Genomic DNA, 26,531 nt, shown 5'->3' with positions numbered 1-26,531 from the left:
CATACCGCGGAGATGGCGATCTTGGCAGGATTTCACCCGAACGTGTCCCCCGATAGTGAGCAAGAACATAGGGTTGCCTTGATCAACGTCGGACTATGAGCGGGGCGACATGACGCAGGCGGCCAGGCGGAACGGTCGGGGCACCTACCACGACGACTTCCGGCTGAGCATCACCAAGGCCCTTGGTGATCAGCTGGCCGATGCGCTGTCCCATTTGGGGCGCGCGCCCCTGGCCGACGAGAACCTCGCGCAACTCGACGACCGGCCCGGCGTGTACCAGCTCTACCTCGATGGCGACTTCGTCTACGTCGGTAAGGCCGACAAGACCCTGCCCGGGCGGCTGAGGAACCACTTGCGCAAGCTCTCGGGGCGCCGCAACATCGACCTCGCCGACGTCGCCTTCTCCTGCCTGTACGTCGCGGAGGACTTCTCCGCCCTCGCGCCGGAGCAGCTGCTCATCAGCCACCACAAGGAGATGGGCAACATCCCCTGGAACAACAACGGTTTCGGCAACAAGGACCCGGGGCGCCAGCGTGACAGCACGATTCTGAAGAACAACCACTTCGACGTCGTGTTCCCGATCGACCTGGATCGACCAGTCGAAGGGCTTGTCCCGGGTGATACCTCTCTCCACGCCTTCTTGAAGGCACTCAAGGGTGGGCTGCCCTACAACTTCCGATACGCGGAGCCACCGCGCTCGAAGTCCTCGTTCGTGACTGTGCCGCACGGTGGGCTGTCGGCCAACGACGCATTCCGCATGCTCTCCGAGGCGCTGCCGGAAGCATGGCAGGTTGCGGCTCTCATGGGGTACGTGATCATGTACGGGGACTCGCCGAACGAGTACAAGAGCGCGTGGCGATACTTCCGGTCCGGGACGGTGCTCGACGCTGAGCCCGAGGCCTCACCCGAGGAGATGGGCCAGGACGACATCTTCGACGAGGATTGATCTCGCAAGCCCACCAGCCAATGAGCCCGATCCCAGCCTGGCCGCGCCCGCCGGCCCAGGCTGGACCTGGCTCTGATTGAGCAGAGAAGACATGGCCCCCGAGTACACGCCGAACTCGTTCGATCCCCTGTCGACCGAGCAGATCGCGAACACCATCTGCGAGACCTTCGAACGACAGCCGCTGGTCTCCATGACCCACGAGATCCCTCGATTCGAGGGTTCTGGGCTGTACGCGCTCTATTACCGGGGCACGAGCGTGGACTTGTACTCGCCCCTCGCTCACCTGCAGATCCCCGTGTACGCGGGCCAGGCGCTCTCCAGTAACAGTGCCACCGGGGAGAAGGTCCGGGAGAAGTTCCCCCTTCACAGTCGCCTCAAGCAGCACCGGCTTTCGATCATCGAGGGTGGCCTGCCCATCGCCGAGTTCCGCTTCCGGGCTCTCCTGCTCCCCGATGTGCACGCCGATCTGGGCGAAAATGGTCTGCGCGTCGGCTACCAGCCGATCTGGAACAGCAGGCTCAAGGGCTTCGGCAGCAAGGAGCAGGGAGCCACTACCCGCAAGAGTAAGAAGAGCATGTGGGACACCGTGCACGACGGTCGTCGGCGCACCCACGGCGGGGTGGTCTACGATCCCGAATCGCTGATCGCCATTGCAAAGGCGCATATCGAGCAGCAGGTCAGCGGCTACGACTCACTCGCATGGCCCCATCCAGCCGCCGACATGTTCCTCGACCTCGGCACTCCCTGAGCCCGAGGCGCAAACGTCGGAGCGGCTTGTCAGGTACCGGCGGCAGCGGCTGGCGCTGTCCTGCAGCCAGCCATCACGTTGGCCAGCGCCTGCTTTTTCGTCACCCATTCCGTGTCCCCAGCAGAGACCGATTGCCGAACCGCTTCGAGCACGGCTTCGTCGGCTGCGGCAGGCTTGGCCAGGTATGCGCGCATGTACTGCTTGAAGAGCGCGCGCAACTGGTCCGGCCGAGTTCCGGTCTTGGCTCTCAGTGAGAAGACCGGGAGGAACCACGCTTCGAAGTCATCCCTGATCACCTGGGTGGCTCGGTAAGCGTCGTGCAGCGGCTGCAGGCTGGCCATGTGGTCGTACGGGAGGTGGCCGTGCAGGGCGTACTGGAGCCGGGTGCCGTCGTGTTCGCGGAAGTACTGGCCGTGGGCGGCAATGTGGTTGGCGGCGTTCTCGGTGATGGTCATGACGGCAATGTCCGCTTCGCGCCTTCGGGCTGCGGCGAGGACGGTGGCGTGGATGCCGACGCGCGGGTCGAGGACGAGACGGTTGAGGCCGAGGGGCGAGAGGTCGATGCCGTGGTCGCGGGTTCGGGAGAGGATCAGGCGCTCGGCTACATTGCCGGCGGTGTGCTGGAGGTGCTTGGGCTGCTGGCGGTGGCTGGCGTGGATGTCCGAGCGGTCGAGGACGGGGCGGTCCTTCGCGAGTTCGGCGACGAGGTGGAGGCCCGTGCAGTCTTCGGTTTCGGTGCTGCCACAGGCGTTGCAGTGGTGGCTGCCGGTGCCGGTCATGTGACCGCAGGACCGGCAAGTGGGGACGGTCTCGCGGCTGATGGTGAGGGTGCCGGCGCGGAGGTTGTTCTCGATCATCTCCAGCGCGAGGTTGGCGACCTCCGCGTCGGTGTCGGTCATGATGCCGCCCACCGGGAACTGTCCGGGCGGGTACTTGTCGGTTATCAGGTCGGCCTCGAACCGCTGGCGGGGGATCTTCGGGCCCTCGGCCTGGCGGTGGCGGAGGTCTCCGGCGAGGGTGACGGTGTTCCACAGGTGTGGTGCGGACGGTAAGCCCAGGATGGCGTTGAGGGCGGCGGCGAGGCGGATGCCCACGGCCTTGCCGGGGCGGGTGTCGAAGGTGAAGGGGCCGTTCTGGACGGGCCCGTTGAGGAACAGGTGTCGCACGGGCTCCTCCTAGATCGGCGGGGTGGTGGTTCCCGTCCGGGTGAACCGGCCGTCTCGCAGTTCGTAGTGGAGGATCGCGGCGTTGGGCATCTTGCCCTTCCGCTCCTCGGCGAGGATCTCGGGCAAGGCGCGGGATTCGAGCAGGGATCGCAGCGCCACCGCAGCGGTCTGGTGGGTGAAGGCGACGACGGTGCGCGCTCCCTGGAGTTCGGCCTGGGCGAGGGCGGCGAACTCGGCGGCCCGGCTGAGCACGCCCTCGGCGAGCGACTCACCGCCGCCCGGCGCGGTCCAGACGTGCTTGCGCAGGCGGCGGTCCTCGGCGAGTGCGGGGTAGCTCTCGTACAGCTCGCGCTTGGTCATGTAGGTGGCGTCGCCGTAGTGCTGCTCGTCCAGGAGCGCCGTCTGCCGGGGCCAGCCATCGGGGAGGGCCGGCAGGGCGATCGCGGCGGTGTCGATCGCCCTGCGGTAGGTCGAGGTGTAGACGTGCAGCAGCTCGGAGCCCGCGAGCTGCGGGAGGACCTCGGCGAGCCACTGGGCCTGCCGGAAGCCGCGCGGGGTCAGGCCGACGATGGTGCGGGAAATGGCGTGCGCGGCGGCTCCGCTGTAGGGGCGGGGGTCCTGGTAGAAGCCGTTGTCCTTGTCGGCGTTCTCGACGGACTCGGCGTGCCGGATGACGAGCAGGGGCAAGACGAGGCTCCTATCCGGCGAGATTGGCGACGTAGGAGCCGCTGACGGTCCAGGGGGTGAGTTCGATGCCGAAGCCGCTGCGTTCGCCGTCCTGGGTGTGGACGAGCTTGCCGGACAGGTGCACGGTGTCGCCGGATCGGAACGCTCCGGTGTAGGCGCCGAGGTACGAGCGCATGTGGGTGATCCGGCGGGCGAAGGAGTCGGCCTGGTCGATGGTCGAGCTGAGGATGGTCTTGACCTTGATCCCGTAGACGGCCGGGGTGGTGAGGCCCTCGGCGTGGTCGGTGATCTTGGCGAGGAGGGAGATCTCGCCGATCTCCTTGGAGGAGATCCGGGCGAAGGTCTTGTCGCGGTCGGAGCGGATGGGTTCGCAGTTGATGTGCGCGCCGGCGTTGGCGGTGAGTCCTTGGAGCTTGCGGCGTTCCTGCTTGACGAGGGCGTCGAAGGAAGTGCCCTCCAGGTACTTGGCCCGGCGGATGTACAGCCGGGTGAGGTCGTCTCCGTCGTACGGCCGGATCAGCTCGGTCTGCTGGAAGAGCTCCTGTGCGGCCTGGTAGCCCTCGGGTCCGTAGCAGACGAGGTCGATGTCGGAGCGCTCGTTGAAGCAGCCAACGAGGAAGGAGCCGGTGACGCCGATCAGGCCCTGGGCGCCGTTCGCGGTGATCCACTCGGTGATCGCCAGGAGGTCCTTGCCTGCCGGGTTGTCGGCGACCGCGCCAGGCTCCTCGTGGATGGCGGCGAGGGCCTGGCGGCAGGAGTAGTGGACGGCCACGTCCTCGCGCGGGATGCCGGTGATGACACAGCCGAGGGTGTCGGAGTAGACGTAGCACTCCGGCCTGCCGGCGAGGATACCGAAGGACTTCGACACGACGCTGTTCTGCCGGTAGGTCCGGTCGAAGAGCCGACGGTCGCCCTTCTCGTCGGGGTGGTACTTGACGTAGCCGAGGTAGTGGCTGCCGGGGTGGCTGTCGCCGATGACCTTGAAGACGACTCCGTGGTGGTCCATCAGGTAGTCGCGGTCACGAACGGTGGGAACCGGCCTACCGGTGTTCAGCGGTGAACCGTTCCAGAGTGGGGAAGGTGCCGGTGTCGATCGTGTTGGACGACTCATACTGATCAAGTCCCATCGTGAAGAGGGTGCGGCGGTACTGCCACTTGATGTGCTTGTCGTGCCGTGTGGGGTCGGTGGGCCGCATGAGGGCGAGGAAGAAGAAGCACTTGACGAGCAGGAAGTCGCCCAGATACTCGCTCACCCGCTGCCCGATCAGGGATGCGGTGGTCTCGTCGAGTGCGCCGGTGTAGGCGGCGCGCTGTTCCAAGGTGATGCTGTAGCCCTTGCCTCCGCCCTTGAAGGCCACGATGTCGAGCGCGGGGTAGACGTCGTAGCCGAGCGGGACCGGTCCGTGGTGCTGCCAGTCGATGACGCCGTCCTGAAGGACGTTGGGCAGGCCGTAGTCGAGATGCCCGTGCACCATCGGGAGCTGGGCCAGCCGGTCGAGGGCGTGCTTGACCGCTTCGTGGACGCGCGGGGTGTCGAAGTCCGGGTTCTCCTCGAAGACCTCTGCCGCGAAGGCCGCCTTCTCGAACCACGGCGTGGCGGGGAGGGGGTGCCTCGCCTGGGCCTGCAGGAGCTTCGATGCGACGCCCGCCGCCGTGCTGATCACCTGGTAGCTGACCTGACCGTCCTGCCTGGCGTCGGCCAGCGCCTCCTCGTGAAGCGAGCTGTCGCCGATGGCGCGCTCGATGACGAAGTAGGTCTCGTTCTCCGACCCGCTGTCGACGATCTCCGGCACCGGGTAACCAAGGCCGGCGGCCAGCTGCTGGAACTCGGTCTCAACCCGCAGATCCTCACCGCCGGTCCGCTTGTAGAGCAGGCCGTCGGCGGACCTCCACACCGCGCCCTGCGTGGCCGTTCTGTCCTTCACGAACTCCCAGTCACTCATCCATCCATCCTTCCGTAGAGCAGAGTTCGGGTGGAGCACGGCTGCTCCGCGCGAGTCGGACGGGGTGGGGCCGGCCGCTCCCGGGGGAAAGAGCGACCGGCCCCCGTCACCGCCCGGCCGGTGCGCCTGGACCAGCACGGACGGAGTCGGTAGGCGCGCGGCGAGCGGCGCTGCGAGAACCATCTGTACGCGCGGGCGCTGGGCCAGGCGGGCGCGTGGGGACGGGGCCTGGGACGGTCGGTGCGGACGAGGCTGGCGATGAGTGCCGCCCTGCGGGCCGAGCGAGGGTGCTCGGGTACCGCGACAGCGGGCACCGCCAGTTCAGCCCAGACCTTCTTGCCATGGGTCGTCGGCTCCGCGCCCCAGGTCTCCGACAGGCCCTCGATCAGCAACATGCCTCGGCCGGTGGTCAGTTCGTCGTTGCCGAAGTTGGCGGCCCCGGTGGGCATCCGGCGCGACGGGTCGTAGACCTCGATCACCACCCGGTCGCCGTCCGGGGAGAGGTAGATGCCGACCAGCAGTCTTCCTGGCGCGTGGATGACCGCGTTGGCGAGCAGCTCGTCGGCGACCAGCGCGATGTCACCCAGCGAAGTCGGGTCGATCCCCCACGAGCGGGCGACTCGGACGACGGCTTCCCGGGCCGGCGGGACGTGGTCGCGCCTGGTGCCGATGAGCGAGATACGTCGGGCGTGAGTGGAGGCGATCACTGGTCACCGTCGCAGGCTTGGACCGCGTCGACAACGCTGTTGCACGGCCAGGGGCCACAGCCATCGCTGCACCGGCCGTCCTCGAACTGGTGGCGGTCGAGGACCTCTCGGGCGTGGGTGCTGGCGGTGGCGAGGCGCTCGCGACGCTCAGCGGCGTGATCCGTGGGGCTCGCGGTTGCGTTCGACGCCCGGCCGTCTTCCGAAGCGAGAGGAACGGCCGCCGCGTCCGCGTCCCGCTGGTGCGTGGTAGCGCCTCTCTGGGCGTTCGAGCGGAGGGTCATCGGCGCTTCTCCTTAGCCACTGGGTAGAGCCGCGCATGACCGCAGATGGGCCTCGGTCATGCGGGAGCGGGGAATCGCGAGCTGCGAGGGTGGTCGAGCTGCTGACGTCCAGACAACTCCATCTCGATGCACCACGGTTAGGGCATGGGCTCCGCGTGCATGATCCATGCAGATCGTGCATGCCGGGTTGTCCTGGTGCGGCTACGCTCCGCTCGCCAGGGCAGGATCAGCATTGGCAGGAGAAGCCATGTCGCGGACGGCCACAGGACACTCCGCTGCGGGTGGGATCGGAGAGGTGATCCGCCGCGCGCGAGTGTTGAGCGGCCGGTCGCAGGCGGACGTGGCCACCGAACTGGGCTACCACCAGTCGAAGATCAGCCGGTTGGAGAGCGGCAAGGGGACGCAGGACATCGACGTCCTGCGCTCTGTCGCAGCCGTGCTCGACATCCCACTGGAAAGCCTCGGCCTGTCCTCCCATACCAGTGCGGACAGCAGGACGGACGACATGCACCGTCGCAACTTCCTGGCCGCGAGCGTCGCCGCGCTCGCGACCCCGACGCCCCGTCCCCGCGTGGGGATAGAGCTGGTCCAGGCGCTGCTGCCTGGACCTGTTCCAGCCGATCACGCGCCACAACCCCAGGCCGCACTCGCGGCCCGGCTCTCCCAGGCGCGGAGGCTCTTCTACACCTGCCGGTACGCCGAACTCGAAGGCACGCTGCCGTCGCTGATCGCCGACCTTCGCCAGGCCCAGGATGCCTCCCACGGCGGCGATCAGGTCCTGTCCGGCCTCCTCGCGACGGCGTACCAGACCGCGGTCAGCCTGCTGCTCAAGCTCGGCGACCATGGCAACGCCTGGCTGGCGGTCGGCCGTGCCATGGCCGAGGCCGAACGGAGCGCCGACCCCGTCGTGATGGCCTCCAGCGTCCGCGTCCAAGCGCACGTCCTCGCGCGCGACAGGCACACCGCGCCCGCCATCAGCCTCATCCGGCACACCGCCGACCAGCTCTCCGGCAGCTACGACCGGCGCCCACCCGAGTACCTCGCCGCGCTGGGGCTCATGCTCCTTCGCGGGGTGACGGCCGCAAGCGCCGGCGGCGACCGCGCTACGACCGCCGATTTCCTCGCCGAGGCCCAGGAGGTCGCACGCTATGTCGACCTCGACAGCCCCGAAGCGTGGGCGAACTTCAGTCCGACCAACGTCGCGCTCCACTCGGTGAGCGCCTCGGTCGTCCTGGGCGACGCCGGAGCGGCGCTGGAAGCCGCCCAGCCGCTGATGCGCAGGCGCATCCCGGTCCCCGAACGCCGGGCGGCACTGTGGGTGGAGGCTGCACGTGCCTACAGCCAGCAGGGCAGACTGGCCGAGGGATACAAAGCGCTCAGGATCGCGGAGAGCTGTGCCTCGGAGGACATCCGCCGACGGCCCAGCGTGCTCGAGCTGGCCGGTGACATGGCCGCTCGCGACCGACGCACCGCCGTCCCGGAGCTTCGCCGTTTCTGCCAGGAGTTGGGAGTCCAGGTTTGACCGAGCACCGCAAGCCGTTCCTGTACGTCGTCGTCTGCGCGTCGGGCATCGCCGACGGAGTGGGCGAGCTGGTCACCGCTGCCCATGCCGAGGGCTGGGGAGTTGGCGTGATCGCTACCCCAAACGGACTCGGGTTCATAGACCAGGAAGCCATCGAAGCCCAGACCGGCTACCCGATCCGCTCGGTCTGGCGCACACCGAGCATCCCCCAGCCGCTGCCCCCTGCCGACGCCATCGCCGTCGCCCCGGCCACCTTCAACACCATCAATAAGTGGGCCGCCGGCATCTCCGACACTCTCGCGCTCGGCATCCTCTGCGAGGCCTACGGACTCGGCATCCCCGTGGCCGTCCAGCCCTACGTCAACTCCGCCCAGGCTGCCCACCCGGCGTACGGGGAGAGCCTGGCCCGGCTCCGGTCGATAGGCGTCCTGATCGGCGACTACGTCCCCCACAAGCCCAAGGCTGGCGGGGGCCGCGACAGGTACAACTGGACCCACGTCCTCGACCTGCTCCGCCCCGTGGCGGCCTCAGCGACGGAGAGGGATTAGCCGATGCACCCGGCTTCAGACGGACAGCCAGGTATCGCTGCCGCGATCGTGATCCGAGAGGGTCGGGTGCTGATGGTCCGGCGCCGAGTCAGCGAGGGCCAGCTCTCGTGGCAGTTCCCGGCAGGCAAGATCGAGCCCGGCGAGTCTCCCGAGCAAGCGGCTGTTCGCGAGACCGCGGAGGAGACGGGGCTGAACGTGGCCGCCATCAAGGTCCTCGGCGAGCGCGTCCACCCGGAGACTGGCCGATGGATGTCGTACATGGTCTGCGAGATCGTCAGCGGCACCGCTGCCGTCGGTGACCTACGAGAACTGGACGCACTGGCGTGGGTGGCGCTTGCAGAGATCCCCGAATACGTCCCATACGGGATCTTCGAGCCAGTGCAGGCATACCTGGATATCGCGCTCAAGGGCTGAGTGAACAGCTAAGGGCGACCACCAACTGGTGGCCGCCCACAGCGGCAGCAGAATTCCGGTCGCTGGTGATCAGCGGTGTCGGGATTGGGTGACGGGGCGCTGCAGGGCAGTCGTGGCGGATGACGGGTTGGTCGTGGGGTGGCGGACGGTCGGGGCGGCAGACGAGCGCAGGAGTGCCGCCTCGACGGTGCGGTTGGGTGCGGGGTTGTAGCTGGTGTGCTGGATGCGGGCGATGAGGACCTTGGCGGGCAGGTGGGCGCTGCCGAGTTCGCGGCGGGCGGCGGCCTCGGTGAGGAGTTGGTGGGGTATGTAGCCGCCAGCCTCGGCGTCGGCGAGCACGGTGGCGAGGGCGGGCCAGTTGGGGTCGGCGAGGATCCGCGTCGCGTGGTCGGGAATGGCGGCGCGGACGTCGCTGGCGAGGGTGTTGCGGGTCTGCTCCTTGGGCTGGCGCTGGGCGAGGAAGGCGAGCTGGTCGGCGGCGGCCTGGTCGTAGGCGGCCTGGAGGTGCTGGACGGTTCGGCGCGCGGCTTCGGCCTGCTGGGCATGGCCTTTGGCGGTGTGCCAGCGCTGGGAGAGGATCGCGGCCCAGACGAGGGCTGCGACGAAGGCGGCGAGGGTGCTGCCGTCCTTGCCGCTGCTGGCGTTCACGAGGTCGCGGGCAGCTTGCCGCAGGCCGGAGGCGGCCTCGTGGTCGGCACGGATCTGGGAGCGCTGGGCGCGGGCGAAGGTCTTTGCTGCTACTCGGAGTTCGGCGCGCAGGTCCTGGGGCGCAGTCTGGGCGGTGGCCTCGATCAGTTCCCCGAGGGCGGTGATGTGCGCCTGCGCACGCGCGTCACCACTGTCGTCGGTGGTGTCGTGGTCGGTGGTGAATGTGTCGAGGGCATTGGTGGCGTGCTGCCAGCGGGTGGCGGGCTTGTTGCGGCGGGCAGTGGGGTGCTCCTCCGGCTTGCCGGCCGCAAGGAGCGCCTGGAGCTTGGGCAGGGACAGGTCGGGGGCGATCTTCCCGCCGGGGATGTAGTTCGGCTGCCCGTTGGCTTTCAGGTCGCCGGAGCGAGCGACGGAGTAGCCCCGAAGGTCGCCGGACGGGAAACGGAGGATCTTGACCTCGACACCATCGGCCTGGAGGTAGGCGAGAAGCTCCTCAGCGTTGCTCGCGTGGGGGATGGCGGCGCGGATGCGGTCCTGGAGCCACTCGCGGCTGGTCTGTTCCCAGCCGATGCGCTTGGCCTTGTGCATCTCGGCCTGGGTGGGGCGGCGTTCGGCGGTCCGGTCGCCGGTCCCGAGCCGACGCAGGCCGTAGTCCTCCTCGATCTCGCGGCACTGGGCGCCGACGCGCTGGCCGCTGTTGTGGAGCTTGGGGCGGCGGCCGTCCTCGCGGACGGTGGTGGCGAGGATGTGGATGTGGTCGTCCGCGTGGCGCACAGCGATCCACCGGCACGCCAGGTCGTCGTCCTTGGGAGCGATGCCGGCGGCCCGGACGATGCGCTCGGCGATCTCGGACCACTCGGCGTCGGAGAGGTAGCGGTCCTCGGGTGCGGCGCGTACGGGGCAGTGCCAGACGTGGTCGGTGAGCTTCTTGCCGGGCTCGCTGTTGCGCAGGCGGACGGGCTCGTCGAGGTAGCGGGCGAGCTGGGTGAGGGTGGCGTTCTCGTCGCGGCCGGGGTCGGGCATGGCGAGCATGGCGAAGCCAGCGACGATGTGCGGGTCGCGGTGCTCGTCGTGGCGGCCGGGTCCGTAGAGGTAGGCGAGCAGGCCGCGGGTGTTGGAGCCGGGGTTCTTGATGGGGGCGATCACGGCGGTGTTCGGTCTTCCTGGTTGGCGGGCTGGCGAAGGGCCTCGGCGATCTCGGTGAGCAGGCCGTGCAGTTCGTCGAGGGTGCGGCGGATGTCGACCGGTGGCTCGTATCCGCCGTTGAGGGCTCGGGCGATCTGGTTGACGTTGCTGGCGATACCGCTGATCTGGCGAAGGACGCGGGCGCGGAACTCGTGGATGAGTCGGCGTTCTTCCGCCAGGGGCAGGTCGATGAAGAACCGGCCGGCTATGAAGGCCAGGACGACGTCGGCGGCGAACCCGGACAGGCCGCGGTAGCCGTTGGCGGTGGCAGCAGCACGCAGCCGAGGCTCTTCCTCGGGTTCGAACCGCAGAGGGCCGACGCGCTCTTCGCGCTTGGTGCCGGTGTAGCGGCGGTTCTTCGGCGCGGCATCATCGGCGGTGCTGTGGTCGGAGGACTCGTTGTCGGTCTCGGTCGGGCGGACGTCGGCGAGGATCTGCTGCTGGACAGCAAGGAGCTTGTCCTGGTCGGGGCCGTCCTCGGCCCCGACCTCCTTGCCCAGCGCGCCCTCGCGCTGGGCCGTCTCCGCCACCCCTGGGGCGGAGATCCCGCGAGTCCGGCCACGAGTCGGACACGCGGTACTACTGGCTCCGCCAGGGGCACGGTTACCGAACGCCCGCTGCCAAAGACCCTTCACGGTATGGGACTTCCTCCTCTCCTTCGCGCTCTCGCTGGCGGCGCCGCGCGGGTACTGGGTGTCGGTCACTGGCTGATCTCCTGTTGCGGGGTCGTCGAGGTGCTGTGGTGCGAGCGGGATGCGAACGCGGCGCGGGACCGGTTCGGGCGGCGACCGGTTCGGCGGAAGGGTGATCCGGTGCTTTGGCGGATCTCGCTGACCACGAGGTGGACATCCGCCAGACCACTTGGCGATGAAGGGGCCGCCCGCCAAGCGCCGTGCGGGTCGTTGGCGGGCGGCCACCCATGGGGCGGTGACGCGTCAGGCGGGCACCGGGTGCTCACGCGCCTGCTCAGGCTCGCGGTCGGCGTGGTCGGGCTGAGGGTCGGCCGGCTCATCCCGCAGGAGCGTCATCAGCTCCGTCCGCCGCTTGCTGCTGATCGGAATCCCGGCGTCGCTGAGGGCCTTCTCGACCACTGCGACGCTGACACCGTGCTCGGCGATGACCGGCCGCATCATCTCCACGAGCTGGTCCATGGTCTTCGCCGGTGGGCGTCCGGTGCGCTTGCGAGGCGCGGCCGGTTCTTCGGCGGAGGCCGGGACGTCGTCCCTGTGCTCAGCCACCGGCGCGGGGCTGGACAGGCCGTCCTGCTCCGCGTTTGGTACGGGCTGGGGTGCCGGGGAGGGCTCGGGGTTTTCGTGGAGCGGGAGTTCGTCCTTGGCGGGTTCGGGTTCGGCGGGGGCCTTGGTCGTGGTGGTGTTGTGGGCGAGGAGGGTGCCGCCGAAGAAGGCGAGGGCGGGCCATCCGGCGACCAGGATCCGCAGCCAGGCCGGGACGCGGTCGAGGTCTAGGAGTCCAGCGGTGGCGACGTTCGCGCCGAGGGAGGCGGTCAGGGCGATGGCGAACCAGGTCCAGGCGGCGCCGGCGGGGCGGCTGGTGGTGCGCAGGTTGCGCATGCGGTGCCAGGCGGCGACGAGCAGCAGGTCGACCGAGACGGGGTAGGCCCAGGCTTTCCAGCCGTGTTGTCCGGCGGCTTCGGCGATGTCGTGGAGGTGGGCGAAGGACAGGGCGCCCGCGATGGCGGCCTGCACGAGGACAGCGTCCAGGCGGGGGCGTATGGAGTTGGTGGCGGTCATGCGGAAGGTGGTCCTCGCGGATCGGGTGGTGGTTTGCGGGATTGCCGTCTTTGCCGTCTTGCCGTCTTGGCGCTGTCGGACGGGCTCTGGGCTGGGGCGGGCGCGGCTGGCCGGTAGCACCGTGGGCGCGGCGCTGTTCAGGTTCGGGACACGGCGCGTATCCGTCTTGGGTCCCGTATCCGTCCCAGCGGAAGGGCCTTTGACCTGCGGCTTTACGGCAGGGACGGCTGGGACGGCACAAGACGGTTGTGGTTCCCGTCCCGGGGCGGGCCCCGCTCGCACCGTGGTTCGGGCGGCGGCGGGCCGATGACGGCGTGGGGCGGTTGCCGTCCCACGCGCCGTCTTGCAGGCGGGGTACTGCCGTCCCGGGGTGGGCGCGTTTCCGCCTTGGGCGGCCGTTCCGTCCCGGCGGCAGGTGCTGTGACCTGCGCTGTTACGGCAGGGACGGCAAGGACGGCAGTTCGGGGAGGCTGGTCAGCCTCTGCTGCCCGTGCCCGTACTCTCGGCCGTGGCCGTGGTGACGGGGTGGACGGCGGGGCAGTAACGGCGCCAGGCGTCGAGGAACTTGTGGCGCGTATAGCCCTTGCGCTGGGTTCCGTCGCCGAGGCGCACGTTGCCGGAGGTGATGCCGAACTCGCGGAGCATCGCGCCGAGTGCGCGCGGGGTCAGGCCGCCTCGGGCCACCTCGGCCCACGGGGCCTCGGCGTTGTCGTTGAGCTCGCGCAGCAGCTGGTCGGTGGTCAGGCTGTCCGCCTCGCGGTTGGCGTGGAAGATCCGGCGGATGTCGGCGAGGATCCGCGCGCCGCCGGGGTTGTCCTCCTCCGCCTTCGCCTCGGCGTCGACCATGCGCTTGCACGCCTGGCGCGCACGGCGGGGCCAGGGGCCTCCGGCGAGGTCGGCGATGATCACCAGGGGCTCCCAGGTGTCGGCCGCGCGGTCCTCGACCGGCATGGCGGGCTCAAGGCACAGGGCCTGGTCGGCGAGCGGTGCCGTCCAGCGGGCGATCTTGTCGCGGATCGCGTGCAGGGCGGGGCGGTCGCGCTTGGTGCGGTACGGGGAGACGCGCTCGCCCTCGGCGCGGCGGCGCATGCGGATCACGATGGAGCGGTCCATGATCGTGTCGGGGAGGTCGCCGATACCGGCGATGGCCGCCATGGCGAAGGTGGGGAACCTGCCCGGGGCGTGCTCCTTGCCGACCACGCGCAGGACGTAGCGGTCGCGCTGGTGCCCGGCGTTGAGCAGGCCGCGCATCTCCTCGTTCTTCTCGGCCATCTTCGGGCTGCCGAAGATCGTGTCCGCCTCGTCCACCAGCAGGGTGGGCGGCTCCTCGGTGATGGAGCGGAAAATCGCGGCTGGAGACGAGTTCACCGTCGCCACGGGGTTGTGCACCGTCTCGGTGAGGACGTCGAGCAGGCGGGACTTGCCGCAGCGCTTGGCCGGGCCGACCACGGCCAGGCGCGGGGCGTGCTGCCACGAGCCTTGCAGGTGGGTCGCGGCGACCCACAGCGTGGTGGCGTCCAGGGCCTGGTCGGAGGGAAGGATCACGAACTTCGCGATCTGGGCCCTCATCTGCGCGAGCAGGTCAGCGCCCTCGGTCGCCTCGGTGTCGGGCATCAGGTCGGACCCGTCCGGGACAGCAGGCTCGGCAGGCGCCGCCTCGGCATCCTGCCCACAGGCTGGGGACACAGGCTCGGGCTGTTGGCCCTGCAGGAAGGATCCGGGCTCGCCCGGCTTGGCGACCGGCGGCCAACTCACGGTGGAAGCTGCCGGATCAGGCTGGTGAGACGTAGACTCCATGCTGAAGCTCCAGACTGGGACGCGGGACCTGATCCGTCGCGCGCCGCCGATGAAGGTCGTGGGTAAGGACTTCGCCTGGCCCTCGGTGTTCGCAGCACCGGGGGCCTTCGTGCGCCCTGGGGCGGTCGGGCCGGAGATCCTGGCCCTCTCAACTCACAGGGACTGCTTGCACCTTGGCGGTGGTCCCTCAGCGGCCTCGGCCGCCGAGGGACCACGAACGTACGGTCATGCCGCTGGAAGATCCACTCCAATCGGGCAAGTACGCCCACGGCAGACAGGCTTGTGGATCGGGCTCTAACCACGTCAAGCTGCATCAGCCGCCGAACCTTCGCCGAGCGCCCCGTCGATGCCGAGCAGGCGCAGAAGATCCGCTGTGATCACGCGGTACTTCTTGCCCAGCCGCAGGACCCGGCAGGGGTAGGCGCCGAGGCGGGCCAGCTCGTAGCCCTTGCTCCGCCCGAGGCCGATGGCCCGGTTGGCGGTGTCGAGGTCGATCGCCGCCGGCAGCCTGAGAAGTTCGGCCCGACCCATCCCCTGCGCCGTCGCCGATATGTCACCAGTTCGCACATGAACTCCAAATCCGAGCTGCCCCCCGGACGGGGGGCTGCGGCGGAGTGCCGCAACGGAGAAGAGCTTTCCAGTGGCTACTGTGTCGATATGACACAACGCCGCGAGGAACACTGGTCCCCCGACGACGAAGACGCGCCCGACTGGCCCGAACGGATCACCAAGGACGTGATCCAAGCAATCACCCGAAGGAGGAAAGACCTTGGACTGTCCGCGCAGGATCTGGCCGACGAAACAGGGGTCTTGGGTTACGAAGTACCCCGGAACGTCATCGCCAACTGGGAGTCCGGCAGGCGCAAGACGATCACGATTCCCGAGCTGATCGTCGTGGCCGAGGCCCTGGACATCGCACCGGTCGAGCTGCTCTTCTCCCCAGCCCTCGGCGGCTGGGTCGACTACCTGCCAGAGATGCCCAGCAACCGCTGGTCGGCGCTCACCCACTTCACAGGAGAGGCCCGCCACTCGCTCGGGATGTACCGGCTCCGCCTCTACCGGGAGCACGAACGGGTCTGGCAAGAGCTCCAGGAGGAGCATCACGATGCGTTCCAGCTGGAGTTCAAGTTGTTCCGGGAGGAATGGCCTCCCGGCTCACAGGAGAAACTCGACGCTTTCGTCGCCGCCGTCCGCGAGCGGCTTCAACCCGTCAGGGCACGCCTGCGCGAGATCGGCCTGGAAGTTCCGCCCCTCGCACCAAGCCTCGGTTTTCTCGACGCCGAACTCCCCACTCTCAAAACCGATTTCGACCTGGAGGACGAATGAAGGGTTCCACCTACCACCGCTGCTACTGCCGCGATGCCGAGACCGGCAAGCCGCTCGGCAAGGCGTGCCCGAAGCTCGGCAGCCGCAAGCACGGCGCCTACTCCATACGCCAGGAGCTGCCCAACGCCGAGGACGGCACCCGCCGTTCGTTCAACCGCTCCGGCTACGGGACGCTCAAGGAGGCCCAGGCCGACCTCGACCACGTCCGCGGTCTGCTCGCCCTCGGCAAGGACGACGCCGAGGACCTGGCCCTGGTCGCGGAGCTCCTGGTGAAGGTCGCCGACGAGAAGGCCCAGCTGCCCGACATCGAGGAGACCCGCAACCGTCTGAAGAGCGGTCAGGACCTCTCGACCCGCGTCACCGTGGGCGAGTGGCTCGACACCTGGCTGGCCAGCAAGAAGATCCGCAAGTCCGGCCTCACCCGGTACGAGTGCGACGTCCGGATCCACCTCAAGCCCCGCATCGGGCACATCCGCGTCGACCGGCTGCGGGTGAGCACGCTCGCCGAGATGTTCACGGCCATCGCCGACGCCAACGAGGAGATCCTGGAGAACAACGCCCTGCGGCACGCGCTGAAGGCCGAGCTGGCCACGGTCCCGCACAAGGGCGCGGAGAACCGCGCCCGCCGCAAGGCCCTGCACGCCGAGCTCGCCGGGATGCCACCCTTCCGACGCACGACCGGCGCGGCCACCCGCCAGCGCATCAGGGCCACGCTCCGGACCGCCTTGAACGCCGCGATCCCCGAGGGCCTGATCACCCTCAACCCGGCCGCCCACGTCAAGCTCGACCCGGCCACCAAGCCGAAGGGCCTGGTCTGGAAGCCCGAGCGGGTCGCGCAGTGGCGGGAAACCAGCGTGAAGCCCTCCCCCGTGATGGTCTGGACGCCGCAGCAGACCGGCGCGTTCCTCGACTCCGTCGCCGACGACCGGCTGTACGCGATGTGGCACGTGATCGCCTTCCGCGGCCTTCGCCGAGGCGAGGCGTGCGGGCAACTGTGGTCCGAGACCAACCTCGATGATAGCTCGCTGACGGTGACAACCCAGCTCGTGCAGGACGGCTGGGAGGTCGGGGAGTCCGCCCCGAAGACCGACGGAAGCTTCCGGACGGTGGCCCTCGACGACGACACGGTGGCCGTCCTGCGGCGCCACCGCGAGCAGCAGCGGAAGGAACGGGCCGACTGGGGACTGGCTTGGAAGGACACCGGCCGGGTCTTCACCAACGAGGACGGGTCCTGGCTCCACCCCGGCAAGGTCACCGAGATGTTCGCGCGGCTGATCGCCGCGTCCGGGCAGCCGCCGATCCGCCTGCACGACCTCCGCCACGGCGCGGCCACGCTCGCCCTCGCCGGCGGGGTGGACATGAAGGTGGTGTCCGAGATGCTCGGCCACTCCTCCATCAAGATCACGTCGGACACCTACACCAGCGTCCTGCCCGAGATCGCCAAGGGCGCGGCCGAGGCCGCCGCGCGGCTCGTACCCCTCCAGCGGAAGACCGAGGCCGAGGCCCGCACCAAGGCCGCGGCCGAAGCCGAGAAGGCCGAACGGAAGGCCGCGAAGAAGAAGGCGACGACCAAGGCCAAGAAGACCAAGGTCTGACCCAAGATCGACACCGGCGCTCACGCATCGCTCACGCAGATGATCCCGTAGCGCCCCGGCGACGTCTGCCCGCACGCCGAGAACCAACAAAAGGCCCAGGTCAGCGGCTATCTGACCTGGGCCTTTACTGAGCCGCCTATGGGATTCGAACCCATGACCTACGCATTACGAGTGCGTTGCTCTGGCCAACTGAGCTAAGGCGGCGCCGCTGCCACATGTGGTGGCAACGCGGGCCAGTCTACACAGGTTCGGGGGTGATCCGTACCGGGGTGGGGTCCCGGGGGGTCAGGCGGAGGAAACGGCGAGTTTGGCGGCGAAGCCGGCGAAGAGGACGGCGACGCCGCTGGTGAGGCCGGCGGAGAGGCGCTTGCGGCGGCGGAAGGCGGTGGCGAGGGTGGTGCCCGCGAAGATCAGCATGGTGAGGTAGAGCATGCTGAAGGTCTGCAGGATGCCGCCGAGCAGGGCGAAGGAGAGCGCGGGCTTCCCGTAGGACGGGTCCACGAACTGGGTGAAGAAGGAGAGCAGGAAGAGGATCGCCTTCGGGTTCAGCAGGCTGATCACCAGGGCGCGGCGGAAGGGGCGCTCGGTGGGCTCGGGGGCGGGGGTGGCGGCGGTGTCGGGGGCCTCGGCGGCGGCGCGGCGTTCGCGCCAGAGCTGGCGGGCGGCGCGGAGCATGCCGATGCCGATCCAGAGCAGGTAGGCGGCGCCGCCGAACTTCACCACGGCGAAGACGGCCGGGTTGGCCTCCAGGAGCGAGGCGGCGCCCAGCGAGGTGAGGCTGATCAGGGTGAAGTCGCCGACGAAGACGCCCGCGGCGGCGGTGTAGCCGGTCCGGACGCCCTTGCGGGCGGCGACGGACAGCACGTACAGCGAGTTGGGGCCGGGGAGGAGGATGATGACGAGGGCGCCGAGGACGTACGTCGCCAGGTCGTTGACTCCGAGCACGGTGCGGCTCCGGTGGGGGTGGGCGGGGACGGGCGGATGAGGCCGCTCATCGTAACTTCGCACCGGGTGGCAGTTGAAGCGGAAATTACCCGGTCTGCCCCGCTCCGGCCTCGTTCCGGCCCTACGCGCCGCAGCGCTTGCCCTGCTCCGGGGTCTCCCCGCCCAGCAGGTAGCGGTTGACCGCCCCGTCGACGCACGCGTCGTGCCGGCCGTACGCGGTGTGCCCGTCGCCCTCGTAGGTCAGCAGCCGACCGGACTCCAGCTGCCCGGCGAGCGACTGCGCCCAGGCGTACGGGGTGGCCGGGTCGCGGGTGGTGCCGACCACCACGATCGGGGCGGCGCCGGCCGCCCGGACGGTGTGCGGCGCGCCGGTGGCCTTGACCGGCCAGTAGCTGCAGGTCAGCGCCATCCAGGCCATGTCGCGGCCGAACCGCGGCGAGGTCCGCTCGAAGTCCGGCACCGCCTGCTGGGCGTCGGCCGGGCCGGTGAACGGCGCCGGCAGGTCCAGGCAGTTCACCGCCATGTTGGCGAACATCAGGTTGGGGTACGAGCCGTCCGAGCCGCGTTCGTAGTACGAGTCCGACAGCTTGAGCAGGGCCGTGCCGTCGCCGGCCTTAGCGTCGGCGAGCGCGGTGCGCAGCTTGGGCCAGAGGAAGTCCGCGTACATGGCCTGGATGACGCCGGTGGTGGCCTGCGCCTCGGTGAGCCGGCGGGTGCCGTCGGTGGTGGGCAGCGGCTGGGCGTCGACGGTCCGGAACAGGGCGGTGAGCTGCTCCCCCGCCTGCTGTTCGGTCCGGCCGAGCGGGCAGTCCTCGCGCTTGGTGCAGTCCTGGGCGAAGGCCCTCCAGGCGGTCTCGAAGCCGCCGGCCTGGGTGCGGTTGCCGCTGAGCGCGTCCAGCGACGGGTCCATCGCGCCGTCCAGCACCATCCGGCCGACGCGGCCCGGGAAGAGCCCGGCGTAGGTGGCGCCGAGGAAGGTCCCGTAGGACTTGCCGACGTAGTTCAGCTTCTCGTCGCCGAGCAGCGCCCGCAGGACGTCCAGGTCGCGGGCGGCTTCGACGGTGCTCAGGTGGCCGAGCCGGTCGCCCGCCCGTTGCCGGCAGCCCTCGGCGAACTCCTTGTCGGCGGCCACCAGGGCGTCGATCTCGGCCTGGTCGTCGGGGGTGATGTCGACGGCGGTGTACGCGTCCATCCGCTCGCCGCTCAGGCAGGTCACCGGGGCGCTGCGACCGACCCCGCGCGGGTCGACGCCGACCAGGTCGTAGCGGGCGCGCACCCCGCTGTCGTAGGTCTTCGCGACGCCCTCCACGTACTCGACCGCCGAGCCGCCCGGGCCACCGGGGTTGAGCAGCAGCGAACCGAGCCGCCCCGCGCCGGACGCGCCCGCCGCCGAACCCGCCGGCCCTCCCGAGGAGCCCGCGGGGGCGCGGACCGCCGACAGCGTGAGGTCCCCGCCCGCCGGGTGCTCGTAGTCCAGCGGCACGGTGAAGGTGGCGCACTCGAAGCCCTCGTCGCACGGCTGCCAGGCGAGCTTCTGCCCGTAGTACGGAGCGAGCGCGGCGGGCACGGCCGCCGGGAGCGGCTCCAGCGGGGTGACGCCGGCGCGGAAGGCCGCCGCCGTCGGGGTGGCGCCGCCGCTCGCCGTGGCCGGGCCGGGCGCGACCGTGTCCGAGGACGAGGCGCCCGGCGTGGAGGGGCTGGAGCTGCACCCGCCGAGCAGCAGTCCGGCGGCCAGCACCGCGGCCACCGCCGCACCGCGTCGGTCGCGCTCTGCCCTCATCTGCTCCCCCTCGGGTGCTGGGACGCGGCCGCTGCCGGCGCCCGCGTACGGCGAAGCGTAGCCCCGCCGGAGAGCGGGGGCCTGTCGCTCAGGACGTCTTGGCCAGCGTCTCCGCCAGGTACTGCGCCGCCTGCCGGACCAGCCGCAGCCGCTCCCGGTCCGGCGTGTAGTCCTGCACGTTGTCGGAGATCCGCACCTCGGCGCGGGCCGCCGCGCCGGTGCCGCCGCGCAGCGCGGTCTGCAGCTTGCGGGCCGCATCCAGCCCGGCGGTGTCGGCCTTGGCGGCGGCCAGCAGCAGCTTGGGGGCGGCGTTGCCGGGGGCCTCGGCGCCGGTCTGGGTCAGCGCCGCGGCGTCGTACCGGCCGGAGACCGCGGCGGCCGCGCCGTACAGGTCCGGGCGGGCCAGCGCGGCGGCCGCGGCGCAGGGCGCGCCGCCCTCGACGCCGAGCGCGCCCCAGGAGGCGGGGCCGGCCGGCAGGGTGCGGAAGGTCGCCGCGATGGTGGCGCGCAGCGCGGCGTCGTCGGCGACGGCCTGCGGGGCGGCGGCGACCAGGTCGCAGGGGTGCGCGGTGCCGTTCGGCGCCTCCGGGGCGACCAGGATGAACGGGCGGGCCTTGCCGGTCTGGACGGCCGAGCCGAGGCCCTCGAAGACGTCGGGCACCTCGGTGTCGGCGGTCTTCCGCGGGGTGGCGGCGTGCATCACGACCACCGGGAAGCGGGCGTTCGGGTCCTTGGCGTACTGGGCCGGCAGCCAGACCCGGACGTTGCGCGGGTGGCCGTCCGGGCCGAGCACGGCGGACTGCAGCAGTTCGCCGCCGCCCGGGTGGCCGACGCTGTCGAACCGGCTGGCCACGGGCGCGGGGGCCGGCGGCGGGCCGGGCACCACGGCGGGGGTGGCCGCGGCGGGGGCCGCGGCGGCCTGGGCCGGGGCCGCCTGGGCGTTCCCGCCGGCCGGCGGGGCCGCCTGCCGGGTGGCCCCGGCCGCGGCGTCCGAGTCGGAGCCCGACACGGAACCGGAACCGGGACCGGGACCGGAGCCGACCTCCGCGGAGCCGGACCGCGGGCCCGGCGCGCCCGGGCCGCCGAACGTCCCCAGCGCCGTCAGCAGGGCCAGCGCCGTGACACAGACGCCGCACACCATCGCCCCGGCCGCGCGCAGCAGCATCGGCCGCTGGTCACCGGTGAGCTCGTAGGTCTCGGCGGCCCGCAGGTCGCGCCAGCGCAGCAGGGCGCCGCGCGCGAGCCAGACCCCGCCCGCGGCGGCGGCCAGCAGGGGGACGACGAGGAGCGAACGGACCATGGGACGCACCGCCTCGGGAGGAGGGCCGGGCCACCGGTGGGGCCGGTGCCGGACGGGAGCGACGGCCCCGGCGTCGGGGCGCAGTCGGCCCCAGCGTGCAAGACGACCCGGCGGTCACACGCGGGTGTGCCCGGCGCGTACGGCCCGTTCACTCGAAGGTGGGACATCCGGCTAGCGCGGGAAGCCCTACCGACCGCCAGGCGTTGGAACGCCCCACGCCCAAGGCGGCGGCTCAGCCCGCGCGCAGCGCCACCGTCATCGCCTCGACGGCGAGCAGCGGGTCGACGTTGCGGTCCAGCGCCTGCCGGCAGGCGAGCACCGCCTCGATCCGCCGCAGGGTGCCCTCCGGCGGGCCGGCCTGCGCGACGCGGTCCAGCGCCGGCCGCTGGTCCTCGTTGGCGAGCGCGCCGGTCGAGCCGAGTTGCAGGGCGAGCACGTCCCGGTAGAAGCCCAGCAGGTCGAGCAGCGCGACGCCGAGCGTCTCGCGGCGGGTGCGGGTGGCCCGGCTCTTCTGCCGCTTCTCCAGCTCCTTGACCGCCCCGGCCATGCCGCGCGGCGCCTTGCCGCCCTCGGCCGCACCGTAGGCGGCCTTGAGGTCGTCGGTCTCCTTGGCGTCCTGGGTCTCGGCGAGCGCCTCGGCGTCCGCCTTGGCGGTGTCGACCAGCCGCTGGGCGGCGGCCAGGCAGCCGCCGATGTCGGCGACCTCCAGCGGGATCCGCAGCACCTCGGCCCGGCGGCTGCGGACCTCCTCGTCCACGGCCAGCCGGCGGGAGCGCTCGATGTCCCCCTGGCCGGCGAGCGCGGCCAGCCGGGCCGTCGCCGGGTCGACGCCGTCGCGACCCACCAGCATGTCGGCGACCGCGTCGGCGGAGGGCTGGCGCAGCACCAGTAGGCGGCAGCGCGAGCGGATGGTCGGCAGCACGTCCTGGACGGAGGGCGCGCAGAGCAGCCAGACGGTGCGCGGCGAGGGCTCCTCGACGCCCTTGAGCAGGGCGTTGGCGGCGGCCTCGGTGAGCCGGTGGGCGGCGTCGACCAGGATCACCGACCAGCGGCCGCCGGTCGGGTAACTGGACGCGCGCAGCACCAGGTCACGCATGTCGCCGACGCCGATCGACAGGCCGTCGGTGCGCACGTACTTCACGTCCGCGTGGCTGCCCGCCAGCACGGTGTGGCAGCCGTCGCAGAACCCGCAGCCGGGCGTGCCGCCGAGCGCGAGGTCCGGACTGGTGCACTGGAGGGCGGCGGCGAAGGCGCGGGCGGCGGTGGTCTGGCCGGCCCCGGGCGGCCCGGTGAACAGCCAGGCGTGCGTCATCAGCGAGGCGTTGCCGCCCGGCTCCGGCGCGGCCCCGCGGCCGGCGGCGACCGTCGCCCCGGCCGCCCGGGCCGCGGCGGTCAGCTGCTCGACCACCCGCTCCTGGCCCACCAGGTCGTCCCAGACGGCCACTGCTGCTCCCAAGCTCGGTACGGACTGCCTCGGGCCTCGGACGGACCCCGGGCCTCGTGCCCGGCCCGGTCTCCCGATCCCCGCGGTCGAGGATACGTGCCCGCCACGACAGCGGGCGGTGCGTGCGGAAGCACGCCCTACGACGGCGGGCGGTGCCGCCGGAGCACCGCCCCGGCCGCACCGCCCGTCACCTCCGCCGTCCGCCGTCCGTCGTCCGGGGCCACGTCAGTCGTCCGTCGCCCATCGTCCGGCGCCGGCTCGCCACCGGCCGTCCGGGGTCAGCCCCGGCGCCGCCCCCAACGGCGGCCCTTGCCCTTGCCGTCCTCGTCCTGGCCGCCCTGGCCGCCGTCCTGGCCGGCCGCGTCGCCGCCGTGGGCGAGGCGCGGGTCCTGCGGGCCCGCCTGGGCGCGGCCGCCCTGCTCCCAGCGGGCCCACTCGTCGCGCGAGCCGAGCAGGGTGTCGGTCAGGCTGGGCAGGTCGTCCATCGGGGTCTCCTCGGCCCAGGACGGCCGGGGGCGCGGCTCCGGGGACGGCGGCTCCTCGTCGACCACCGGCAGCTCCCGCGTGCTGTCGACCGGCTGCGGCTGCGCGCCCCGCCCGGCCGGAGCGGCCTGGCCGTCCCGCCAGAGGCCCGGCGGCACCCGGTCGGCCGGACCGCCCGGCTCGATCCGCGGCAGCACCTCGGTCCGGTCGGTCGGAGCGGGACGGACGTCCGCCGAGGGCACCCGGGGCAGCACGGCCGTCTCGTCCGCGGGAGCGGCGGGCACGACCGGCAGCTTCGTCGTCGCGTCGACCTCACCGGGCATCGGCCCGGCACCCGCCTCGGCCGCCCGGACGGCGGCGCGGCGGTCGCGCTCGGAGATCTCCTGGGTGACGTCGTCGTTCCCCTTCACCATCCGCAGCTCGGTGGTGACGGCCTCCCCCGGAGCCGGACGGTCGGCCCGGTCCGCGGCGTCGGTAGCCCCGGCACCGTCGGCCCGGTCCGCAGCGCTCCCTGCGCGGTCCGCTCCGCCCTCGGCCCGGTCCGCGGCGCTCTCGGCCGCCGCGGCCGCCGCGGCGAGCGCGGCGGCCTGCGCCAGCCGCGCCTCCTCGGCCCGCTGCAGCGCCTCCTCGGCCCGCCGCCGCTGCTCCTCGCGCGCCAGCTCCCGCTGCCGCTGGAGCTCCGCCTGCGCGGCCGCCTCGTCGGCGAGCCGCTTGCGCTCGGCGGCCTCGGCGGCCAGCCGGGCCTCCTCGGCGGCGCGCAGCTTCGCCTCCTCCTCGGCCTGCCGGCGGGCTTGCTCCTCCGCCCTGCGCCGGGCCTCCTCGGCGGCCTTGCGCGCCGCCTCCGCGGCCTTGCGCTCGGCCTCCTCCTTGGCCAGCCGCTCCTTCTCCGCCTGCTCGGCCCGGAGCTGCTCCAGCAGCTCCTGCCGCTTGCGCTCGGCAGCCTCCGCCTCGGCTTTCTTCCGGGCCTCCTCGGCGGCGCGGCGCTCGGCCTCCTCCCGGGCGAGCCGCTCCTGCTCGGCGCGGGCGGCCTTCTCCTGCTCGGAGAGCGGCAGCTCGCGGTCGAGCCGGTGGCGGATCGCGGTGGTGACGAAGCCGGGCTGCTGGCTGCCGTCGACGACCAGGTAGCGCGCCGGGTCGGCGGCGGCCAGCGCGAGGAAGCCGGCCCGGACCCGCTGGTGGAACTCGGTCGGCTCGGATTCGAGCCGGTCCAGCGCCTCGGTGAACCGCTCGCGGGCCTTGGTCGGGTCGACGTCCAGGACGACGGTCAGGTCGGGCAGCAGCCCGCCGATCGCCCAGCGCGAGATCCGGGCCACCTCGGTCGCGGCCAGGTCGCGGCCGGCGCCCTGGTAGGCGATCGAGGAGTCCATGTACCGGTCGGTGATCACCACGGCGCCGCGGGCGAGCGCGGGCCGGATGACGTTCTCGACGTGCTCGGCGCGGTCGGCCGCGTAGATCAGCGCCTCGGCACGGTGGGACAGGCCGGTGTTGGCGACGTCCAGGACGAGGCCGCGCAGCCGCTGCCCGACCGGGCTGCCGCCGGGCTCGCGGGTGAGCACCACCTCGTGGCCCTTGCCCCTGATCCACTCGGCGAGGGCCTGCGCCTGGGTCGACTTGCCCGCACCGTCGCCGCCCTCCAGGGCGATGAAGAACCCGGTGCCGGTGGTCCGGTGCGGCGGCAGCGCCGATTCGCCGCGCAGGGCCTCCAGCAGGTCCCGGCCGAAGGGTGCGATCCCCCGCCGGTCGTCGGTCTTGAGCAGCACGACGGCGGCCAGCACCAGGGTCAGCAGGCCCGCGGTGGCGACCGCGAGGGCCGCACCGCCGTGGATGAAGGTGAACGAGCCGGGCTCGACCGTGCCGTACTTCACGTCCCCGAAACCGGCGGCGATCAGCGGCACGACCACCAGCGCGGCGCCCACCACGGCCCGCAGCACCGCGAACAGGTGCTCGGTGACCTTCGGCAGCCGGGCCTCCTCGACCTCCTGGGCGAGCAGGGTGCGCCCGGCCGAGACGACGATCCCGGCGGCCAGACCGGCCAGCACGGTCAGCAGCAGGACCAGCACGAAGTCCAGCACCAGGCCGGCCAGGATCAGTGCGACGCCCTGGGTCAGCAGCGCGAGCGCGAGCAGCCGGCGGCGGGAGAGCGAGGGCAGGGTGGCCCGGGTGAGCCGGGAGCCGAGCGCGGGCGCACCGGCGGCGGCGAGCACCAGCAGGCCGTAGCCGATCGGCCCGGCCCGGTGCTCGACGGCGGTGAGCAGCGCGAGCGCGGCGACGCCCGCCATCGAGGCGTAGGCGGCGGCGACCGAGAAGGTGAAGTACGGGGCGGAGCCGGTGCGGCCCTTGCTCAGCGCGGGGCCGGGCGTCGCGTCGGTCGGGGCCCGCAGGCCCTGCAGCGGGGACTGCGGGGCGACCGCGGCGGGTCCGCCGGGCAGCTCCTGCACGTAGACCCGGGCGGCGGAGGCCGCGAACAGCGCGGCCGCACCGAGCGCGGCGAAGGTGGTCTGGTGGGCGCGCAGCCAGTCCGAGCCGAGCGCCGCGAAGACGTTGTTGAGCAGGGTCAGCCCGACCAGCGCGGTGGCCGCGAGCGGCACGGTGGCCCAGCCGGTGCGGCGGTCGAGCGTCCGGACGGTGTCCAGGTCGGCGGCGGCCGGGCGCCGCTCGGCGGGGGCCGCGTAGGGGTTGGCCGACGGCAGCAGGCCGGAGACGGCGGCGCCCTTGGCGATCGCCCAGACCCGCTCGGCGGCGCCGGTCACGAAGACGGTGCCGAGCAGCACGTAGGTCGCGGTGCCGGAGGGTTCGCTGCCGGAGCCCAGCCAGACGATCCACCACGGCGCGACGCCGACCAGCACGGCCCGCAGCGCGTCGGCGCCGAACAGCGTCCAGCGGCGGTCGAGGCTGCCGCTGAGCAGCCCGTGCACCGGGCCGAGCAGGGCGGCGCCGACCAGCACGGTGGCGGCCAGCCGGACGGCGAAGACGGCGGCGACCGCGAAGGCGAGGCTGCGCGGCAGGTCGCCGAACGGCCGGCCGACCGCGGCGGCGACCACGGTGAGCGCGAGCAGCACCAACAGGCCGAGCCGGTCGGCGGTGCCGCCGATCAGCTGGGTGGTCCACAGGCGGCGGTAGGGCCGCAGCCGCAGCAGCGCGCGGGCCCGCTCGCCGGGGGTTCCGGCGGGCGCGACCTCGGGCAGGTCGGGCGCGCCGGCTCCGGCGGCCGCGCCGGCGCTGGGGGTGGGCTGCTCCTCGCTCGTCATACGGTCAGCGTAGCGGTCGACGGTTGCCGCAAAAGGGGGGAGCGGCCTTCCGGATGCCCGTCATTGC

23 protein-coding genes and 1 tRNA gene are annotated in these 26,531 nt (G+C 71.9%); 7 read left to right on the top strand and 17 right to left on the bottom strand.

Annotated features, from left to right (window positions below; genetic code table 11):
• Positions 1–109 precede the first annotated feature (109 nt).
• Positions 110–946 (top strand): Eco29kI family restriction endonuclease, encoded by an 837-nt coding sequence (locus tag ACFVHB_RS02065; RefSeq protein ID WP_380314305.1) that lies wholly within the window; start codon positions 110–112, stop codon positions 944–946.
• A 91-nt stretch (positions 947–1,037) separates the two neighbouring features.
• Complete coding sequence (locus ACFVHB_RS02060) at positions 1,038–1,694, top strand: Eco29kI family restriction endonuclease (RefSeq protein ID WP_380314304.1); 657 nt, start codon at positions 1,038–1,040, stop codon at positions 1,692–1,694.
• A gap of 29 nt (positions 1,695–1,723) precedes the next feature.
• Here ACFVHB_RS02060 and ACFVHB_RS02055 read toward each other — a convergent pair whose 3' ends face one another.
• From ACFVHB_RS02055 to ACFVHB_RS02030, 6 genes are read right to left on the bottom strand one after another with little or no spacing between them, the layout of a single operon-like run.
• Complete coding sequence (locus ACFVHB_RS02055; RefSeq protein WP_380314303.1) at positions 1,724–2,860, bottom strand: hypothetical protein; 1,137 nt, start codon at positions 2,858–2,860, stop codon at positions 1,724–1,726.
• A 9-nt stretch (positions 2,861–2,869) separates the two neighbouring features.
• Positions 2,870–3,547: a histidine phosphatase family protein gene (locus ACFVHB_RS02050; RefSeq protein WP_380314302.1), complete on the bottom strand. Its 678-nt coding sequence runs from the start codon at positions 3,545–3,547 to the stop codon at positions 2,870–2,872.
• A gap of 10 nt (positions 3,548–3,557) precedes the next feature.
• Positions 3,558–4,553 (bottom strand): nucleotidyltransferase domain-containing protein, encoded by a 996-nt coding sequence (locus tag ACFVHB_RS02045; RefSeq protein ID WP_380314301.1) that lies wholly within the window; start codon positions 4,551–4,553, stop codon positions 3,558–3,560.
• Between the two features lie 34 nt (positions 4,554–4,587).
• The gene (locus tag ACFVHB_RS02040) at positions 4,588–5,490 is read right to left on the bottom strand and encodes a phosphotransferase (protein WP_380314300.1); all 903 of its coding nucleotides are present in this window, start codon (positions 5,488–5,490) and stop codon (positions 4,588–4,590) included.
• Positions 5,487–6,197, bottom strand: coding sequence for an ATP-binding protein (locus tag ACFVHB_RS02035; RefSeq protein ID WP_380314299.1), 711 nt, complete (start codon positions 6,195–6,197; stop codon positions 5,487–5,489). The genes ACFVHB_RS02040 and ACFVHB_RS02035 overlap by 4 nt, the downstream gene beginning before the upstream one ends.
• Positions 6,194–6,478, bottom strand: a complete 285-nt coding sequence (locus ACFVHB_RS02030) for a hypothetical protein (RefSeq protein ID WP_380314298.1) — start codon at positions 6,476–6,478, stop codon at positions 6,194–6,196. The genes ACFVHB_RS02035 and ACFVHB_RS02030 overlap by 4 nt, the downstream gene beginning before the upstream one ends.
• A gap of 247 nt (positions 6,479–6,725) precedes the next feature.
• Between ACFVHB_RS02030 and ACFVHB_RS02025 the strand changes: the two genes are divergently transcribed.
• The 3 genes from ACFVHB_RS02025 to ACFVHB_RS02015 are packed head-to-tail and all read left to right on the top strand — an operon-like array spanning position 6,726 to position 8,962.
• A complete protein-coding gene (locus ACFVHB_RS02025; protein WP_380314504.1) occupies positions 6,726–8,000 on the top strand; it encodes a helix-turn-helix domain-containing protein in 1,275 nt (424 codons plus the stop codon).
• On the top strand, positions 7,997–8,548 hold the full coding sequence (locus tag ACFVHB_RS02020; RefSeq protein WP_380314297.1) for a flavoprotein: 552 nt from the start codon (positions 7,997–7,999) through the stop codon (positions 8,546–8,548). Before ACFVHB_RS02025 ends, ACFVHB_RS02020 begins: the two co-directional genes overlap by 4 nt.
• Positions 8,549–8,551: 3 nt before the next feature.
• Positions 8,552–8,962 carry an NUDIX hydrolase gene (locus tag ACFVHB_RS02015; RefSeq protein ID WP_380314296.1) on the top strand — a complete coding sequence of 137 codons (411 nt, stop codon included), beginning with the start codon at positions 8,552–8,554 and terminating at the stop codon, positions 8,960–8,962.
• A 69-nt stretch (positions 8,963–9,031) separates the two neighbouring features.
• Here ACFVHB_RS02015 and ACFVHB_RS02010 read toward each other — a convergent pair whose 3' ends face one another.
• From ACFVHB_RS02010 to ACFVHB_RS01990, 5 genes are all read right to left on the bottom strand, one after another.
• Positions 9,032–10,756: a relaxase/mobilization nuclease domain-containing protein gene (locus ACFVHB_RS02010; RefSeq protein ID WP_380314295.1), complete on the bottom strand. Its 1,725-nt coding sequence runs from the start codon at positions 10,754–10,756 to the stop codon at positions 9,032–9,034.
• Positions 10,753–11,325 carry a MobC family plasmid mobilization relaxosome protein gene (locus tag ACFVHB_RS02005; RefSeq protein ID WP_380314294.1) on the bottom strand — a complete coding sequence of 191 codons (573 nt, stop codon included), beginning with the start codon at positions 11,323–11,325 and terminating at the stop codon, positions 10,753–10,755. The genes ACFVHB_RS02010 and ACFVHB_RS02005 overlap by 4 nt, the downstream gene beginning before the upstream one ends.
• A 405-nt stretch (positions 11,326–11,730) precedes the next feature.
• Entirely contained in the window at positions 11,731–12,546 is an 816-nt protein-coding gene (locus ACFVHB_RS02000; protein ID WP_380314293.1) for a DUF2637 domain-containing protein, read from the bottom strand.
• Positions 12,547–13,020: 474 nt separating this feature from the next.
• Positions 13,021–14,343: a DUF3631 domain-containing protein gene (locus tag ACFVHB_RS01995; protein WP_380314292.1), complete on the bottom strand. Its 1,323-nt coding sequence runs from the start codon at positions 14,341–14,343 to the stop codon at positions 13,021–13,023.
• Between the two features lie 303 nt (positions 14,344–14,646).
• Positions 14,647–14,874, bottom strand: coding sequence for a hypothetical protein (locus ACFVHB_RS01990; RefSeq protein WP_376086973.1), 228 nt, complete (start codon positions 14,872–14,874; stop codon positions 14,647–14,649).
• 126 nt (positions 14,875–15,000) lie between these two features.
• On the opposite strand from ACFVHB_RS01990, the gene ACFVHB_RS01985 reads away from it, so the two are divergent.
• Both ACFVHB_RS01985 and ACFVHB_RS01980 read left to right on the top strand, forming a co-directional pair.
• The gene (locus ACFVHB_RS01985) at positions 15,001–15,669 is read left to right on the top strand and encodes a helix-turn-helix domain-containing protein (protein ID WP_380314291.1); all 669 of its coding nucleotides are present in this window, start codon (positions 15,001–15,003) and stop codon (positions 15,667–15,669) included.
• Positions 15,666–17,264 (top strand): tyrosine-type recombinase/integrase, encoded by a 1,599-nt coding sequence (locus ACFVHB_RS01980; protein WP_380314290.1) that lies wholly within the window; start codon positions 15,666–15,668, stop codon positions 17,262–17,264. Before ACFVHB_RS01985 ends, ACFVHB_RS01980 begins: the two co-directional genes overlap by 4 nt.
• Before the next feature lie 130 nt (positions 17,265–17,394).
• Here the strand turns inward: ACFVHB_RS01980 and ACFVHB_RS01975 are convergent.
• From ACFVHB_RS01975 to tmk, 6 genes are all read right to left on the bottom strand, one after another.
• Positions 17,395–17,468: transfer RNA gene (locus ACFVHB_RS01975), tRNA-Thr, on the bottom strand.
• 81 nt (positions 17,469–17,549) lie between these two features.
• Entirely contained in the window at positions 17,550–18,209 is a 660-nt protein-coding gene (gene leuE, locus ACFVHB_RS01970) for a leucine efflux protein LeuE (protein ID WP_380314289.1), read from the bottom strand.
• Positions 18,210–18,330: 121 nt separating this feature from the next.
• The gene (locus tag ACFVHB_RS01965; protein WP_380314288.1) at positions 18,331–19,989 is read right to left on the bottom strand and encodes an alpha/beta hydrolase; all 1,659 of its coding nucleotides are present in this window, start codon (positions 19,987–19,989) and stop codon (positions 18,331–18,333) included.
• An 88-nt stretch (positions 19,990–20,077) separates the two neighbouring features.
• Entirely contained in the window at positions 20,078–21,289 is a 1,212-nt protein-coding gene (locus ACFVHB_RS01960) for a hypothetical protein (protein WP_380314287.1), read from the bottom strand.
• Positions 21,290–21,521: 232 nt separating this feature from the next.
• Positions 21,522–22,733 carry a DNA polymerase III subunit delta' gene (locus ACFVHB_RS01955; protein WP_380314286.1) on the bottom strand — a complete coding sequence of 404 codons (1,212 nt, stop codon included), beginning with the start codon at positions 22,731–22,733 and terminating at the stop codon, positions 21,522–21,524.
• Positions 22,734–23,011: 278 nt separating this feature from the next.
• Positions 23,012–26,464, bottom strand: coding sequence for a dTMP kinase (tmk, locus tag ACFVHB_RS01950; protein ID WP_380314285.1), 3,453 nt, complete (start codon positions 26,462–26,464; stop codon positions 23,012–23,014).
• Positions 26,465–26,531 lie beyond the last annotated feature (67 nt).

The sequence above is a fragment of the Kitasatospora sp. NPDC127111 genome, assembly GCF_042677465.1.
In the GTDB taxonomy this organism is placed as follows: Bacteria; Actinomycetota; Actinomycetes; order Streptomycetales; family Streptomycetaceae; genus Kitasatospora.
The sequence above is the reverse complement of the archived record's forward strand: the minus strand, read 5'-3'. Positions and strand labels throughout refer to the sequence as shown.